General features: G+C 56.6%; 11 protein-coding genes and 3 pseudogenes. 9 read left to right on the plus strand and 5 right to left on the minus strand.

Translation table 11 applies throughout. The features are described from left to right. Positions 1–14 precede the first annotated feature (14 nt). Together BLT55_RS33480 and BLT55_RS14795 are read left to right on the plus strand one after the other, a co-directional pair. Positions 15–671, plus strand: coding sequence for a hypothetical protein (locus BLT55_RS33480; protein ID WP_167359960.1), 657 nt, complete (start codon positions 15–17; stop codon positions 669–671). Between the two features lie 372 nt (positions 672–1043). Further along, positions 1044–1397: a cyclophilin-like fold protein gene (locus BLT55_RS14795; RefSeq protein WP_054999204.1), complete on the plus strand. Its 354-nt coding sequence runs from the start codon at positions 1044–1046 to the stop codon at positions 1395–1397. Between the two features lie 56 nt (positions 1398–1453). On the opposite strand, the gene BLT55_RS14800 is transcribed toward BLT55_RS14795, so the two are convergent. Both BLT55_RS14800 and BLT55_RS14805 read right to left on the minus strand, forming a co-directional pair. After that, positions 1454–2482, minus strand: a complete 1029-nt coding sequence (locus tag BLT55_RS14800; RefSeq protein WP_054999205.1) for an alpha/beta hydrolase — start codon at positions 2480–2482, stop codon at positions 1454–1456. 41 nt (positions 2483–2523) lie between these two features. Continuing rightward, positions 2524–3744 carry an MFS transporter gene (locus tag BLT55_RS14805; RefSeq protein WP_054999206.1) on the minus strand — a complete coding sequence of 407 codons (1221 nt, stop codon included), beginning with the start codon at positions 3742–3744 and terminating at the stop codon, positions 2524–2526. 107 nt (positions 3745–3851) lie between these two features. On the opposite strand from BLT55_RS14805, the gene BLT55_RS14810 reads away from it, so the two are divergent. Further along, the gene (locus BLT55_RS14810) at positions 3852–4745 is read left to right on the plus strand and encodes a LysR family transcriptional regulator (protein WP_054999207.1); all 894 of its coding nucleotides are present in this window, start codon (positions 3852–3854) and stop codon (positions 4743–4745) included. A gap of 13 nt (positions 4746–4758) precedes the next feature. Here the strand turns inward: BLT55_RS14810 and BLT55_RS14815 are convergent, their stop codons facing one another. Then, positions 4759–5802 (minus strand): XAC2610-related protein, encoded by a 1044-nt coding sequence (locus BLT55_RS14815; protein WP_054999208.1) that lies wholly within the window; start codon positions 5800–5802, stop codon positions 4759–4761. Between the two features lie 260 nt (positions 5803–6062). Between BLT55_RS14815 and BLT55_RS14820 the strand changes: the two genes are divergently transcribed. The 3 genes from BLT55_RS14820 (at position 6063) to BLT55_RS14840 (ending at position 10278) form a co-directional block, all read left to right on the plus strand. Continuing rightward, on the plus strand, positions 6063–7340 hold the full coding sequence (locus BLT55_RS14820; protein WP_054999209.1) for a mechanosensitive ion channel family protein: 1278 nt from the start codon (positions 6063–6065) through the stop codon (positions 7338–7340). A gap of 585 nt (positions 7341–7925) precedes the next feature. Beyond that, positions 7926–8567 (plus strand): XopAF/AvrXv3 family type III secretion system effector, encoded by a 642-nt coding sequence (gene xopAF / locus BLT55_RS33975; RefSeq protein ID WP_310886899.1) that lies wholly within the window; start codon positions 7926–7928, stop codon positions 8565–8567. A gap of 286 nt (positions 8568–8853) precedes the next feature. Then, positions 8854–10278, plus strand: a complete 1425-nt coding sequence (locus BLT55_RS14840) for an IS1182-like element ISPsy6 family transposase (RefSeq protein ID WP_055001182.1) — start codon at positions 8854–8856, stop codon at positions 10276–10278. Between the two features lie 133 nt (positions 10279–10411). Here the strand turns inward: BLT55_RS14840 and BLT55_RS14845 are convergent. Further along, positions 10412–11281: pseudogene (locus BLT55_RS14845) on the minus strand (LysR family transcriptional regulator); the annotation flags it as partial. Positions 11282–11380: 99 nt separating this feature from the next. Here BLT55_RS14845 and BLT55_RS14850 point away from each other — a divergent pair. From BLT55_RS14850 to BLT55_RS34520, 3 genes and pseudogenes are all read left to right on the plus strand, one after another. Further along, positions 11381–12551: pseudogene (locus tag BLT55_RS14850) on the plus strand (mandelate racemase/muconate lactonizing enzyme family protein). Between the two features lie 103 nt (positions 12552–12654). Further along, positions 12655–13986 (plus strand): C4-dicarboxylate transporter DctA, encoded by a 1332-nt coding sequence (dctA, locus tag BLT55_RS14855; protein ID WP_055000223.1) that lies wholly within the window; start codon positions 12655–12657, stop codon positions 13984–13986. Positions 13987–14016: 30 nt separating this feature from the next. Beyond that, positions 14017–14169 (plus strand): annotated as a pseudogene (locus BLT55_RS34520) (oxidoreductase); the annotation flags it as partial. Between the two features lie 80 nt (positions 14170–14249). Here BLT55_RS34520 and BLT55_RS14865 read toward each other — a convergent pair. Then, a complete protein-coding gene (locus tag BLT55_RS14865) occupies positions 14250–15026 on the minus strand; it encodes an NAD(P)H-dependent oxidoreductase (protein WP_055000221.1) in 777 nt (258 codons plus the stop codon). Positions 15027–15065: the final 39 nt, after the last annotated feature.

The raw sequence follows: 15065 nt of genomic DNA on the forward strand, positions 1-15065 counted from the left end.
TCAGCGTCTCCCTAGTGGCACTTGCCAACCATGGCACCATACCCGACAGCCAACGCACAAAACTCACCAAACTCTGCGCGGCCCAGTCAGACAGTAACGTCAGTGAACGCTGCGAAGCTTTCGCAGAGGTTACGCCATTAAATCCTGCCGAATCAAAGCGACTACGTGCACATTTCCGCAAGGCTTTAGAGTTCGCCGTATCTGACCCACCACGACTCATCATTGACACCTCCCTGTCGATGCATGTTTTTTCCAAGCCTGAACTGGAAGAAAAGTGGGCCTGTGTAGCGGAAACCATTGCAGACTTCGGAATGAAGATCCTGTTTTGCTCCCCACGCCAAAGTCCAACCTCCTTCGATCCCGGAGAAGCCTGCAAACAAGCAATGATGTCGCTCTTTGAGCGCGCTCCCAACGGTCCCCATGACCTCTACAATATGCTTGGCTACGAACACCAGAAACCAATGTGGTTCACCGATGCTGACGGACTCAGGGAAACCGAAAGCTACAAACATCTGCTTGCAGGCAGTATCGTTTTGAACAATGACTTCACTATAGATTTGTATATACACAAGGACTTCGAGATCCCTATGGAGGCGCTGATTTATTCGATTTTTCGTCCCTGCAACGCTCTGGAGGCCTTGATTTATCTGGGGGCAACAGCTGGGTTTTAGAATAAATCAGCGTCTCCCTATCAATACGTGGCTTCCCAAGTTGATCCATGCTGCTTCAAAAGTGGAAATATACGACGCCCCCGCCTGAACCTTTCAAGCGCAGCACCGACATTCATGAGCAGCGCTCATCTCGGCATGTACTCCCACGCAGACAAGAAACAGCCGCGCACCCGGTATGCTTCTTTCACGAGATTCACGGGGTACAACGCCATGCCAGACGCACGATTGCGACATTCGAAAACAGAGCTATTCGCAGGCCTGACGTTATCGGCCTGTCTGGGGATGAGCCTTTTGATGCCGATTATTCCAGCGACAGCTTTCGCACAACAATCCAGTCCCTCATCGTCGAGCCAGAACGTTCAGGAGCGCGGTATGAACATCAGAATGTATGCCGGTGACAAGGTGGTCATGTTTCATCTGCAAGACAGCGCAACAACCAGAGACTTCGTCTCGCTGCTGCCGCTTGAACTGACGCTGGAAGACTACGCCGCCACCGAGAAAATCAGCACGCTCCCGCGCAAGCTCGACGTGACCGGTGCAGCGGCAGGCAACACGCCGGTCGAGGGGGATATCGCCTATTACGCGCCGTGGGGCAATCTGGCGATTTACCACAAAGGCTTCAACTACTCGCCTGGTCTGGTCAGGCTGGGGCGGGTTGAATCCGGTATCGAAATCATCCGGCAGCCGGGCACTGTCGCCGTCCGGTTTGAAGTCGCCAAAGACTGATACGCAAAAGGCCCTGCACGTGCAGGGCCTCCTGGCGGGTAGTGATGTTCGGCGGCTTACTTCAGGTTTTTCTTGAAGAACTCACCCAGTTTGTCGAACGGGATAAGGTCGACCCGATCATACAGATCCACATGACCGGCACCCGGTACGATGATCAACTGCTTGGGCTGGCCGGCCAATTTATAGGCCTCTTCGCTGAACTCCAGAGAGTGCGCTTCTGAACCTGCGATGAACAGCATCGGGCGTGGCGAGATCGTTGCTATGTCATTGAACGGGTAGAAGTTCATGAACTTGATGTTGCTGGTCAGCGTCGGGTGAGTGGTCAGTTCAGGTGACTGGCCTTCAGGCGTGAACTCGCCCCGTGGCGTGCGATAGAAGTCATAGAACTCGCGCTCGATCGGGCCGGACTTTTCCGTCAGCTTGTGCACGGTGCCGCTGGTGTATGCGGTGTCGCCGCCGCTGAATTCCACGTCACGCTGACGTGCCGCCTGCTCGATGACTTTCTTGCGCTGTTCCAGGCTCTGCGAATGCTTCAGACCGTTACGATTGGCGGCGCCCATGTCATACATGCTGACCGTGGCGATGGCTTTCATGCGCGGGTCGATCTTTGCCGCACTGATAACGAAACTGCCGCTGCCGCAGATACCCAGAACACCGATGCGGTTCTTGTCGACGAACGTCTGGGTGCCCAGAAAGTCCACCGCAGCGCTGAAGTCTTCAGCATAGATATCGGGCGAAACAGCGTTGCGTGGCACGCCTTCACTTGCGCCCCAGAACGACAGATCCAGCGACAGCGTGACGAAGCCCTGCTCGGCCAGTTTCTGCGCATAGAGGTTGGCACTTTGCTCTTTCACTGCACCCATCGGGTGACCCACGATGATTGCCGGCGCTTTGACGTTCGGGTTCGAGCCCTTGGGTATAAAGAGATTGCCCGCCACTTTCATCTTGTAGTGGTTGTTGAACAGCACTTTTTGCGCAGTGACTTTGTCGCTCGTGTAGAAATTATCGGCACCGTGAGACATGTCTGCTCCTATCGCAGAATATGAGCTTATTAAAAGCCCAAGCATCAAAAGAAACTTTTTCATGGAGCTTTCCCTCGTTGAATGTTTGACCAGCGTTATGTTGTTCAGCGATGCCGTAGCACTTCGTCGAGCGAGGGCTGAGCGTTGCGTCGGGCGGCGCTGGCGAGTGCGGCGGAACCGGCCAGCACCACGCCACCGAACACGAACGGGCTCCACCAGCCGAGGTTGTCGAACAGCGCGCCGCCGATGCCGGCGCCGGCGGTGATCGCCAATTGAATGGTCGCCACCATCAGCCCGCCACCAGCTTCCGCGTCGTCGGGCAGCGTCGTGCTCAGCCACAAACCCCAGGCGACCGGCGCTGGCGTGGCAATCAGCCCCCAGGCGGCAAGGACAATGGCAACGGCCTGAGGCGAATGGCCCAGACCAGTGAGCGCAACCGCCAGCACCGCCATCAGCAACGGAATGGCGATCAGGCAGGCGTACAGGCGGTTGTGCAGCAGCCCGCCAATCAGGTACGTCCCGACCAGCCCGCTGGCACCCAGCATCAGCAGCATCAGCGACAAGGCACTGACGCTCACGCCGGTGATTTCTTCCAGAAACGGACGCAGATAGGTGAAGACCGCGAACTGGCCCATGAACAGCAGCAGGATGGCGGTCATGCCAATGGCCACTTGCGGGTTGCGCAGCAGTCGGAAGGGGTTACGTGCCCGGCTGTTCGGCGTGCTGCTCATCGCCGGCAGGCTCAGCCATTGCCAGACGAACGCCAGCGCGGCGAGCGGGATCACCAGAAAAAACGCCCCACGCCAGCCGATGTATTGCCCCATGAAGCTGCCCAGCGGCGCCGCCACGGTGGCCGCGAGCGCGTTACCGCCATTGATCAGCGCCAGGCCCTTGGCCACTGAATCTTTGGGCACGAGCCTCATCACGGTCGCCGTCGACATCGACCAGAAACCGCCGATGGCGATGCCCAACAGCGCGCGACCGGCCATGAATACCCAGCCATTCGGCGCCAGCGTGACGGTCACTCCGGACACCAGTAACAGCAGGCTGAAGCCGAGCAAAACCTTTTTGCGGTCAAGATGGCCGGTCAGTGGCGTATTGAGCACGCTCGCCAGTACCGCGAAAAACCCGGAAACCGAAATCGCCTGCCCAGCTTGCCCCTGGCTGATGCCGAGATCCTGCGCGACGGGTGTCAGCAGGCTGACCGGCATGAACTCCGAAGCAATCAGCACCACCACGCACAGCGCCATTGAAAACACTGCGCCCCATGCAGGCGGGCGTGAGGCTGTCGTCGGCTTGTCCGGGGTTGATTCGAATGCACTCATGCGTCACTGACCTGCCGGTTATCAAAAATAGTCGGCACAGGTTAGGGCAAAGGCATTAGGATGATTAGACGTCGCAATTTCCACGCGCTTGTGAGAGAGACTCAGTAATGAGCACGCCTAAACTTAACGACCTGCAAGCTTTTCTGATGGTGGCCCGGGAGCAGAGCTTTACCAAGGCAGCCACCAAACTGGGCGTCACGCCTTCGGCCCTGAGCCACACCCTGAGAGCGCTGGAGGAGCGCATGGGCCTGCGCCTGCTGGCGAGGACCACACGCAACGTGGCTCCGACCGAAGCGGGCGAGCGGCTGATGCGCTCGATCGGGCCACTGCTGGATCAGATCAGCGCAGAAGTCGAAGTACTGGGCGAGTTGCGCGACAAGCCCGCCGGGACGATCCGCATTACCTGCTCCGACGACGCCGCAGAAGGCATCATTCGGCCGATGCTTGCCGGGTTTCTGGCGCAATACCCGGACATTCAGATCGAAGTCTGCATCGACTACGGCTTTACCAATATTGTCAGCGAACGTTTCGACGCCGGCATCCGTCTGGGCGAATCCATCAGCAAAGACATGATCGCCGTGCGCCTCGGCCCGGACTGGCGCTTGTCAGTGGTGGGTTCTCCCGCTTACTTCGAGAAACATCCCGTCCCGCTGCAACCCCAGGACCTGACCCAACACACCTGCATCAACATCCGCCACTCCCCGAACGGTAGTTGCTATGCCTGGGAGTTCGAAAAGGACAGCCGCAAACTGAACATCCGGGTCAACGGGCAATTCACCTCCAACAGCATGATTCACGTCCTCAACGCCGCGCTGGACGGCGTCGGCCTCGCTTACGTGCCCGATTCGATGGCCCAGCCGCTCATCGCCAGCGGCCGTCTGAAAGAAGTGCTGGTCGACTGGAGCCCATACTTTGAAGGCTTTCACTTGTACTACCCGAACCGGCGACAGGCGTCGCCGGCGTTCAGTGCATTTGTCGACGCGGTGAGGTATCGGGGCTAGCCCCGATACCTGATTACTGCGCGGCTTTCAGCGCCTCCGCGACCTTGTTCAGCGAACCCTGGGCAGGCTCGGCAAGCAGTTTCAATTCGGTGGTTTTGCCCCGCGCCACCACCTGCATGGCTGTGGGTGCGCCCTTTGCGTCACACACGATCCGGTAAGCGGTGTCGCCACGCATGAAGCTCACGACGTGACTGGCGTCGTCGTACTTCAGTTGCTCACCTTTCGCCTGAGGAAACAGCAGCTCGACCTGATTCTTGCTGTCCACCGCCGCGTAGAAGACCGGGCTTGCGGCCCCTGAGCGGAACAGCACGATGCGCTTGCCGGACGGCGCGAGCCTGAACGACAGGAGAATCTCACGCTGCTCGTCTTCCTCCCAGACAACGCGGGTGGTGTGCGTCATCTTGCCATTCTGATTGCGACTTACTGTTTCAGTCGGCAGTCCCGAGCCACCGGTGTGGTCGAGAACCGTCTGCGTTTCCAACACCGGCTCACCGTTGCGAACGGTGTAAGTGGACGTCTGATGCCAGCAACAACCGTCTTTGGTCATGGTCTCGATCTTGCGGGTTTTCTCATCCACGCTGAACAGGCCGCAGTTGTTTTGCGCCAGTCTGGTAAACGAATCGCTGTGCCGGAAACCATCGGCCGTGCCGAGAAAGACCTGATACGAAGGGCCGTGATAGCAGCTGTTCTGACCGTCCATCAACGCCAGGTCCTTGATGCCATCGAAGTTGAAATCCTGATAGATCAGTACGCTCTGTTCGCCGTAGGGCAACTCGTGCACATTGGTTTTAACCTTGCCTGTTTTCGAGTCGGTGCCGAGCACCAGCTCATCCGACTGCACGCGGATCAACTGAGCCCCGTCAGCCTTGTTGTAGACGCTGATCACGCCGGGACGAAACGTCTCGTCACTGGCTGAAATATCCAGCGTCGCCCGGTAACGATCGGAGAAGTCCTGTACGGTGTAGGTTGTCCGTGGCGATTTTTCGAAGGCCGCCACATCCATCTCGCCATAGGTCGTCAGCGCAGCTGCGAAGCTGGTCAGCGTCGCCAGCATCATCCCTGCCCCGGCAATTACCGCTCGTGACCAGCGCCACTAACTGCCGTCCTGAATGATTGAAATCTGCACACTGCCACTCCTGCTCTGGATAATGATGGGGCTCAAGAATGTAACCACACTCAGCGTCATGCCCGGACGTTATGCTGCGCTACGCGTGTTCGTCAGCCTTTCGCAAAACAATTTTGCCAGCCATTGCCTGACAGAACATCGTTAATGTTTTTTAATCGTGCCCCCTCATCCCCCAGGAGAACCTCGTTTTAATGGATATTCACGCGCTTTGGCTCAAGACCCAGGAACTCTGGGACATGCTCGATCAGCACACGTGGGTACGCACCGGGCTGGCACTGATCCTGTTGCTGACCACCGCCCTGGTGCTGGGCCGCGTCGCGCGTTTTCTGGTGCTGCATGCGGTCAGAATGCTCGGCCGCCAGCCGTCCCTGCACTGGGTCAACGACTTCCGCCATAACAAGGTTTTCCACCGACTGGCGCAGATGGTGCCGTCGCTGGTCATCCAGTTCGGCCTGACATTGGTGCCCGGCCTGAGCACCGCAGGCAGAAACGTGATCGGCAACATTGCCATGGCCTTCACCATTCTGTTCATGACCCTGGCCATCGGCGCACTGCTCAACGCCCTGCTGGACATCTACGCGCGCACCGAACACGCCCGCACGCGCTCGATCAAAGGCTACGTGCAGCTGTCGAAAATGATTCTGTATGTGTTCGCCGCGATCATCATCGTCGCCACCTTGATCGACCGATCGCCGCTGTTGTTGCTGTCCGGCCTTGGCGCCATGTCGGCAGTCATTTTGTTGGTCTACAAAGACACCCTGCTGTCATTCGTCGCCAGCGTACAGCTGACCAGCAACGACATGCTGCGCGTCGGCGACTGGATCGAAATGCCGCAAGTGGGCGCCGATGGCGACGTGGTGGATATCACCCTGCATACCGTGAAGGTGCAGAACTTCGACAAAACCATCGTCTCCATCCCGACCTGGCGCCTGATGTCCGAGTCATTCCGCAACTGGCGCGGCATGCAGCAATCCGGCGGACGCCGCATCAAACGCAGCCTGTTCATCGACGCCAGCGGCGTGCGCTTCGTGCGTGACGACGAAGAACAACAACTCATGCAAATCCACCTGCTCACCGACTACATCGGCCGCAAGCAGGCAGAACTCCGGGCCTGGAACAAGGCACAAGGCAACGTCGCAGAAATGTCCGCCAACCGCCGGCGCGTGACCAACATCGGCACCTTCCGCGCCTACGCCCTGGCGTACCTGAAAAGCCACGCAGAAATAAACCCCGGCATGACCTGCATGGTTCGCCAGCTGGAACCCACTTCACAGGGTATTCCACTGGAGATCTACTGCTTTACTCGCACGACCGTATGGGTGGATTACGAGCGGATACAGGGGGATATTTTTGACTATTTGATTACCGTGATGCCGGAGTTCGGGCTGGGGTTGTATCAGCAGCCGAGTGGGGCGGATATGCGGGTGGGGTTGGGGGCGGAAGCTTTAGGCCAGGCTACCGCTGATTAGGGGCGGTAGCGCCAAGGTTGAGATTTGAAAGTGTTTGGAACGGTGCAGTGGTTCCATTGCTCCCAGCTATCGTGATTTGGGAATATGGAACCACCGAAGAGTTTTAGCCACTCAGTAGCTTTCTTTTTTTGAGCTACACGCATGCGAGTATCAAACTGTTCAACACCTGTGATCAAACATGCCATTCCACATGTGCCGCCTACTCGACCTTGAGTAGTGTCGCCTTCAAACTTCAAGTATCACATCACAAACGGAAAGCAAACTAGCGAACCCTATACATTAGCCATATGAGGCGTGGTAACGACCACACTAAGTTTTCGGCTATGCCGCTACAATCCTAAAGTTTAATCCTGCATTAAAGAGAGAACCGTCATGGGGCTATGTATTTCAAAAAACTCTGGTAGCGGTTACAGCTACAGTGATAGCGACCGTTGGGAAGTGCCTGCAGGCCCTCCAAACGCCAGGTCTGTCTCCAGTCATCAAACGGCATCTGCGAGAGATATAGCATCAGACGAGGTGGATGAACGTCCTGCAACGTTTTCTCATTTTCAACTCGCGCGGTGCGGTGGAGATTATACGCTTAGCATGGTTTCTTCAGCGGCTTATCAAGCAGAAAGACGGCATCGCGGTAACTCAATAAAAGATCGTAGTCAATCCATACTCCCATGGGTCCAGGTATATCATTCTAAAAAAGGTTTGGATTACAGCTTCCAGATCGACAGAACCACGACTGTTAAAGTGGCTGGATTCAACTGCTCTGTCCCCAATGATAGAGGGACTCGGCATTTATACAGCGCTGGTACAAGTCAGATAAACATGCCTGTCATCGCAGACAACATGAGTGCGTGCATTGCTGTCGCGTGTGCGGCAGAAAATGTGGATGCTGCCACCGGTGAACGTGTACCGGGGGCGAAAGTCCGCGTGTTCCATCTGCTCCCTTTTCGCCGCGAAGATCTTGTGCCAAAAGAAGTTCTAGCTTCTGTACGTGACTATTTGCGAACCACCAAAGAACAGGGGCTAACACTGCGCGTAGCCATGCATGGAGGGAATACAGAGGGTGATTTCTCAGTCAGCACTGCGCAGGCTTTGAAAAGCCTGTTTGCAGATGAAGGGATCCCGCTTGAGTTTGACGAGACCTGTGCAAACCGAACGTCTGAAACACTGCTTGGCGCCGTTATCTTAGATGACAACTCGACTCATTTCATAAAACACTTGGTTGCTTCATAATTTAATAAAACGCTACTTGTAATGACCTCAAATAAGAACTACCAACCGATAATCGAAAAGGGTCAAGTGTAGGTATTTCAGATGCAACAAAAAAGGCCCTAATCAGACTGTGTGAAAACCTAGGGAGGCGCTGATTTATTCGATTTTTCGTCCCTGCAACGCTCTGGAGGCCTTGATTTATCTGGGGGCAACAGCTGGGTTTTAGAATAAATCAGCGTCTCCCTAGCAATCTGCGCAGCGCTCAAAGAAAATGCTCCGTATCGAAAGATACAGAGCATTTTTCGTTATGGCCTACATCCAAGGTGAGTCCCGCAGCCAGACCAGCCTATTCCCGGTCTCGCTGGAAGAGTTGATCCCCGAGGATCACCTCGTTCGTGTCATTGACCTGTACGTTGCCAGGCTCGATCTGGTGCAACTGGGCTTCGATAAAGCGATTCCAAAAAGCACGGGGCGCCCTGCTTATGATCCCGCCGATCAGCTAAAACTCTACCTCTACGGCTATTTTCAGCGGATTCGCTCATCGCGACGTCTTGAAGCCGAGTGTCAGCGCAACATCGAAGTGATGTGGCTGATCAACCGGCTCAAGCCCGACTTCAAGACCATCGCCGATTTTCGCAAGAACAATAAACCCGCCTTCATCGCGACCTGCCGTGCTTTCGTTCGGTTTTGTCGCACGGCAGGCTTGATCGCCGGTGAGTTGGTGGCCATCGACGGCAGCAAGTTTCAGGCGGTCGCATCCTCACGGCGTCATGTGAATTTGAAGCAGCTCAAGCGCCAGGAAGAAAAACTGGATAAGCGCATCGCTCAGTATCTGGCCGAGCTGGATGAGGCCGACAAGGCTGAAACCACAGATTCAATTGATCGCAGCGCAATCAAGGTAGCCCTGGCACAGCTTGAGGCTCGACAACAGGATAATCAGAGTTGCCAGGCACTGATGCGTTCGATGGGCATCGAGCAGTTCAACACCCATGAAAGCGATGCCCGAATGATGCGCACGGCCAAAGGGCCACGTGTGGCCTACAACGTGCAAACCGTCGTGGACGCCGAGCATTGCCTGATTTTGCATCATGAGGTCACCCAAGATGGCGATGACCGAAAGCAACTGGAGCCGATGGCCAAGGCCGCCAAAGCAGAGTTACAGCAAGATGATCTGACGGTCACTGCCGATGCCGGCTACTCCAATGGCAAGCAGTTTCAGGCCTGCGAGGATGCTTCGATTACGGCCTATGTACCGCCCAATCGTTCGAAAAACCCTGGCAGTCAGGAAGAGCAGCTCTTTGAGCGAAAAGACTTTATCTATGAGACCGGACACGATCGTTTCCAGTGTCCGGCAGGCAAATGGTTAACGCTAAAACAGCACAACAAAGGTGATCGGATCTATCAGGCTGAGGTCGATGACTGCGCCAACTGCGCGCTGAAAACGCAATGCACTCGAGCCCGGCGCCGTTATGTCTCACGACATGCCCATGAAGAGGCTTTCGAGCGGATGGAGCAAAGAATGCAGGCGCATCCTGAGATGATGGCCAACCGAAGATCCATCGTTGAGCACCCCTTCGGCAACCTCAAGCAATGGCTATTTGGTAATGGCCGTTTCTTGCTGCGACAACTGGAGGGTACAAAAGCTGAAATGGCCTTGGCGGTGAATGCCTATAACCTGAAACGAGCGATTAAAGTGCTCGGTGTGCGCCATCTGATGGCTTTGATGGGCTGAGCGGACATTTTTTTCGTCTGCTGCCAATACAAAAAAAACGCCCCGAACAAGTCGGGGCGTTTGCTTGGGCCTTCATCAGTGTGTTTTCACACAGTCTGTAATGGGCCTTTTCTTGCACTTTTAACAGATCACACCCCGCCCTCCCCCAGAACGCTTCCGCTGACTGGCTAAGAATTGCCTTCGGCCTGGTCAAATGAATCTCCAACGGTATATCCCAGCTCTCATCAAGCGCCCTGACCAAACGCCCGTCCAGCACCTCCTGTTCGGTGAGGCTCTTGGGCAGCCACGCCACTCCTTTGCTTTCCAATGCCATGGACATGAGCACTGCCGCGAGGTGGCTGCTAAACAGCGGTTTGAGGTGCAGGTAATCTTCCTTGCCGCGCAGTCGGTGGGCGACGATGCGTCCCAGTCCGGATTCGTGGGTGTACGCGAGGTAGGGTAGCGCTGCGGGTGAGGTGCCGACGTTGGCGGAGGCGCTGGCAAGCGGAACGAGAACGTCCTCGCCCACTTTCTTGCTAACGAACTGATCGGGTGCCAGCAACGGTGGGACGTCGGGGTGGCGGTGGCAGAGGAGGAACTGCACTTGGCCATGGATCAGCATCTGCTCGCAGACCGCCATGCTGTCCGAATGCAGTTGCACTGCCTCGATCGGCGCACCGTTGCCGGCGCTTCTGAGCCACTTGGGGAAAAACGTGAACGACAGGGAGTGCGTTGCGGCGAACTGCAGTGACCTGGCGGCTACTCCGGCCACCTCTTGGGCCTCGCTGCGCATTCGGTACAAATGTCGGGCAGCTTCTTGGGCGCTGGGCAAAATCTGCCGGCCGGCCTCGGTAAGGGTTGCGCCTTGTGGCGTGCGCACAAACAGCTGAACCCCCATCCAGTTTTCCAGGGACCGAACTCTGCGGCTGAAAGCTGGCTGGGTGACATGCCGTGCTTCAGCGGCGCGCACGAAACTGCCGTACTCCGCGAGCGCTGAAAGATCTTCGAGCCAAACCAGTTCCACGGGCCATGCCTTCTGTGCATAGGGTGCGGCATTAATAGCATTGGGCGGGTGGTGTCGCAACGCATAACGTGACTCCACGAACAACAAGAGGAGCCCGTCATGCGCATCGTAGACATTCGTGAAAAAACCGTTTCCATTGCCTCGCCCAATGCCAATGCCTATATCGATTTCTCGAAAATGACCTGCTCGGTCGTGGCGGTCATCACTGATGTGATTCGCGACGGCAAACCTGTTATCGGCTACGGCTTCAACTCCAATGGCCGCTACGGTCAAGGCGCGTTGATGCGTGATCGCTTTCTGGCGCGGATTACCGAAGCTGATCCGGACACCCTCGTCGACCCTGAAAACGAAAACCTGGACCCGTTCGCCATCTGGAAAGCGCTGATGACCAACGAGAAGCCGGGCGGCCACGGCGAGCGCTCGGTCGCGGTGGGCACCATCGACATGGCGGTATGGGATGCCGTGGCCAAGATTGAAGGCAAACCGCTCTATCGCCTGCTGGCTGACCGCTATCGCGACGGCGTGGCGGATGACAAGGTCTGGGTCTATGCGGCCGGTGGCTATTACTACCCCCGGCAAAGACCAGACCAAGCTCAAGGCAGAAATGCAGAGCTATCTGGATCGTGGCTACGACGTCGTCAAGATGAAGATCGGTGCGGTGCCACTGGACGAAGATATCCGTCGCATCGAAGCGGTGCTTGAAGTGGTCGGGGACGGTCGTCGACTGGCGGTCGATGCCAACGGTCGCTTCGATCTTCAGACCGGCATCGCTTATGCCGAAGCCATCAAAAAGTACAACCTCTTCTGGTACGAAGAAGTCGGCGATCCGCTGGACTACGCGTTGCAGGCCGAGCTGGCCAATCACTATGAACTGCCTATGGTGACCGGGGAAAACCTGTTCTCTCATCAGGATGCCCGCAACCTTCTGCGCCACGGCGGCATGCGTCCTGATCGCGATTTTCTGCAGTTCGATTGCGCTTTGTCCTACGGGCTTGTGGAGTACATGCGCACCCTCACGGTGATGGAAGAAATGGGCTGGTCTTCGCGCCGCGTGGTTCCGCATGGCGGCCATCAGATGTCCCTGAACATCGCCGCCGGCTTGCACTTGGGCGGCAACGAGTCCTACCCGGACGTGTTTCAGCCTTTCGGCGGTTTCGCAGACGGGATCAAGGTAGAAAACGGCTATGTCGGCCTGCCGGATATGCCGGGGGTTGGTTTCGAAGCCAAGTCCGCCTTGTACGCCGTCATGCGCGAGCTGGGCGAAGGCTGATCAACCTTGCTCTGCGGCCCCTTTCGCCAGCGGCCGCAGACGCAGGCTTTACCTACTGACACCAGGCCACATGCCCATCACAACAATAAAATGAGGTGCTTCCGTGGAAATCTCCAAATCCCGCTGGTATGGCCAGCTGTATGTGCAAGTGCTGATCGGCATCGTGGTAGGTGCCGCCATCGGTTATTTCATGCCCGATATCGGCGCCAGGCTCCAACCCTTTGCCGATGGCTTTATCAAACTGATCAAGATGCTCTTGGCACCCATTATTTTCCGCACGGTCGTTGTCGGTATTGCGAAGATGGGCAGTATCAAAGAAGTCGGGCGGATCGGCGTAAAAGCGCTGATCTACTTCGAGATTCTTTCCACCATTGCACTGGTCATCGGCCTTGTTGTGGTCAACATCGTCAAGCCGGGCGTCGGGATGAACATCAACGTCGGCGCGCTCGATGGAAGTGCAATCAGCAAGTACAGCCAAGCGGCCAGTGAACAAGGCGGTACTGTTGATTTCTTTCTCAACATCATCCCGCACACCTTCATGGGCGCATTCTCGAATGGCGTCATGCTGCAAGTTATTTTGCTGTCGGTATTGATGGGCGTTGCTCTGGTTCAAATGGGCGAAACCAGCAAACCGCTGATCAATACCATCGATCTGTTCCTGCAAGGTCTGTTCAGGATTGTCGCGATGGTCATGCGCCTCGCCCCATTGGGTGCAGGTGCGGGTATGGCGTTCACGATCGGCAAGTACGGGATTGGTACGTTGCTGTCACTCGGTCAGTTGCTGGTCGCGCTCTACATCACCACGTTAATATTTATCGTGGTTGTGCTGGGTACGGTTGCCAGATGGTCCGGCATGCCGCTCATGCAGTTTCTTCGGTATTTCAAGGATGAAATTCTCATCACGCTGGGCACCTGTTCAACCGAAGCGGTACTGCCGCGCATGATGGTCAAGCTTGAAAAACTGGGCTGCAAAAAATCGGTTGTGGGCATGGTGTTGCCTACCGGGTACACCTTCAATGCGGACGGCACCTGCATCTATCTCACCATGGCCGCCATCTTCATCGCTCAGGCCACCAACACGCCTCTGACCTTTGTGGATCAGATGATTCTGCTCGGTGTATTCCTGCTGACGTCCAAAGGCTCGGCGGGCGTGGCCGGTGCGGGATTCGTGACGCTGGCTGCGACATTGACCACCATCCACTCCATTCCGCTGGTAGGGCTGGTTTTGCTGTTGGGCATTGACCGGTTCCTGAACGAAGCCCGGGCCGTGACCAACCTGATTGGCAACGGTATCGGCACCCTCGCGATCGCGAAGTGGGACAACTCGTTCGACGCCGAGACCTGCGCGCGTGAAATCGCCGCCATGAACAATGAAAAAGCGGCGAGAAAGGCAGTGCTGACGCATATCCCGACTGCCCAGGAAACTCGTAAATAGATGCGGCCTCTCGTATCGCGGTGGCGCTCGTTTCTGGACGAAATCTTCGACCTGCTCAACACCTCCCCACCCCCACAAGAACGGGTCGTCGAACGCGCCAAGCCGTTGCGGTTTGCTGAAGCAAGCGGTTCACATGGCGAAGTCTTGAAAATGCTGACGGGACACAAACCAACGACAGATTGATGCTGCCCCCGTGGGCAGCAACTGATGCCATCGTGGTGAACAGATGGCATCACCGTCGCGATCAAATCATCCGCGTGCGGTTATCTGCTATGGATGCCCAAGTCGTGACGCCCGGGTGCAAGATGCGGCTTGAGCGTCAACGCCGGAATGTCATAATCCCCGCCATTCTGGCGACGGAACGGCAAGGGCTGATCACTGAACAGGTTATCCAGCCGAGCGGCATAGGCTGCGCATAACTGTTCGAACCGGGCAGCGTCCATTTTGCCGGTTTTATAGATCGGAAACGGCGGCATGACCGTAAAACCCGGATAGAACAGCACCCCATGCTGGATCGGGAACAGCAGGTCATCCAGCGCACCGTTCACCCCTCGGCCACTGTAATGGGACTCCCATCCGCCCATGGTCACCACCAACATTGCACGCTTTCCTGACAGGTTCCCTTCGCCGTAGCGGTCACCCCAATGGTTTTCGCTGTGTTCGCCGACGCCATAAGCAAATCCACAGGCGTAGACCCGCTCGACCCAGCCCTTGAGGATCGCTGGCATCGAGAACCACCAAAGGGGAAATTGAAAGATGACGGCGTCTGCCCATAGCAGTTTGGCTTGCTCTTCCTCAATGTCTGCCGGTTGCGCGCCGGCGGCAAATACACGCTGCGATTCAATGGCCGGGTTGAACGGGTTTTCATCGTCGTAGCCTGGGGCGTCGTCCGGGTCGATGGGTGCTTTCCAGCGCATGGCATACAGGTCTGAGACCTTGACTTCGTGACCTGTGGTTTTCAGGTGAGCAATCGCGAAGTCCCTGAGCGAGCCATTAAGCGAACGGGGTTCAGGGTGGGCGTAAACCAGCAGAATTTTCATGAGGGGCTCCAGGTGGATGTGTTCCTCACCGTAACGACG

The sequence above is a fragment of the Pseudomonas cannabina genome (genome assembly GCF_900100365.1).
In the GTDB taxonomy this organism is placed as follows: domain Bacteria; phylum Pseudomonadota; class Gammaproteobacteria; order Pseudomonadales; family Pseudomonadaceae; genus Aquipseudomonas; species Aquipseudomonas cannabina.

What these genes read in the sequence shown, in the direction of transcription:
- BLT55_RS14805 (WP_054999206.1), bottom strand. Translation starts at nt 3,744, where the DNA reads ATGAGTGCATTCGAATCAACCCCGGACAAGCCGACGACAGCCTCACGC.
- BLT55_RS14800 (WP_054999205.1), bottom strand. Translation starts at nt 2,482, where the DNA reads ATGAAAAAGTTTCTTTTGATGCTTGGGCTTTTAATAAGCTCATATTCT.
- BLT55_RS14815 (WP_054999208.1), bottom strand. Translation starts at nt 5,802, where the DNA reads ATGATGCTGGCGACGCTGACCAGCTTCGCAGCTGCGCTGACGACCTAT.
- BLT55_RS14795 (WP_054999204.1), top strand. Translation starts at nt 1,044, where the DNA reads ATGAACATCAGAATGTATGCCGGTGACAAGGTGGTCATGTTTCATCTG.
- BLT55_RS14810 (WP_054999207.1), top strand. Translation starts at nt 3,852, where the DNA reads ATGAGCACGCCTAAACTTAACGACCTGCAAGCTTTTCTGATGGTGGCC.
- BLT55_RS14865 (WP_055000221.1), bottom strand. Translation starts at nt 15,026, where the DNA reads ATGAAAATTCTGCTGGTTTACGCCCACCCTGAACCCCGTTCGCTTAAT.
- BLT55_RS14820 (WP_054999209.1), top strand. Translation starts at nt 6,063, where the DNA reads ATGGATATTCACGCGCTTTGGCTCAAGACCCAGGAACTCTGGGACATG.
- BLT55_RS14840 (WP_055001182.1), top strand. Translation starts at nt 8,854, where the DNA reads ATGGCCTACATCCAAGGTGAGTCCCGCAGCCAGACCAGCCTATTCCCG.
- xopAF (WP_310886899.1), top strand. Translation starts at nt 7,926, where the DNA reads ATGGTTTCTTCAGCGGCTTATCAAGCAGAAAGACGGCATCGCGGTAAC.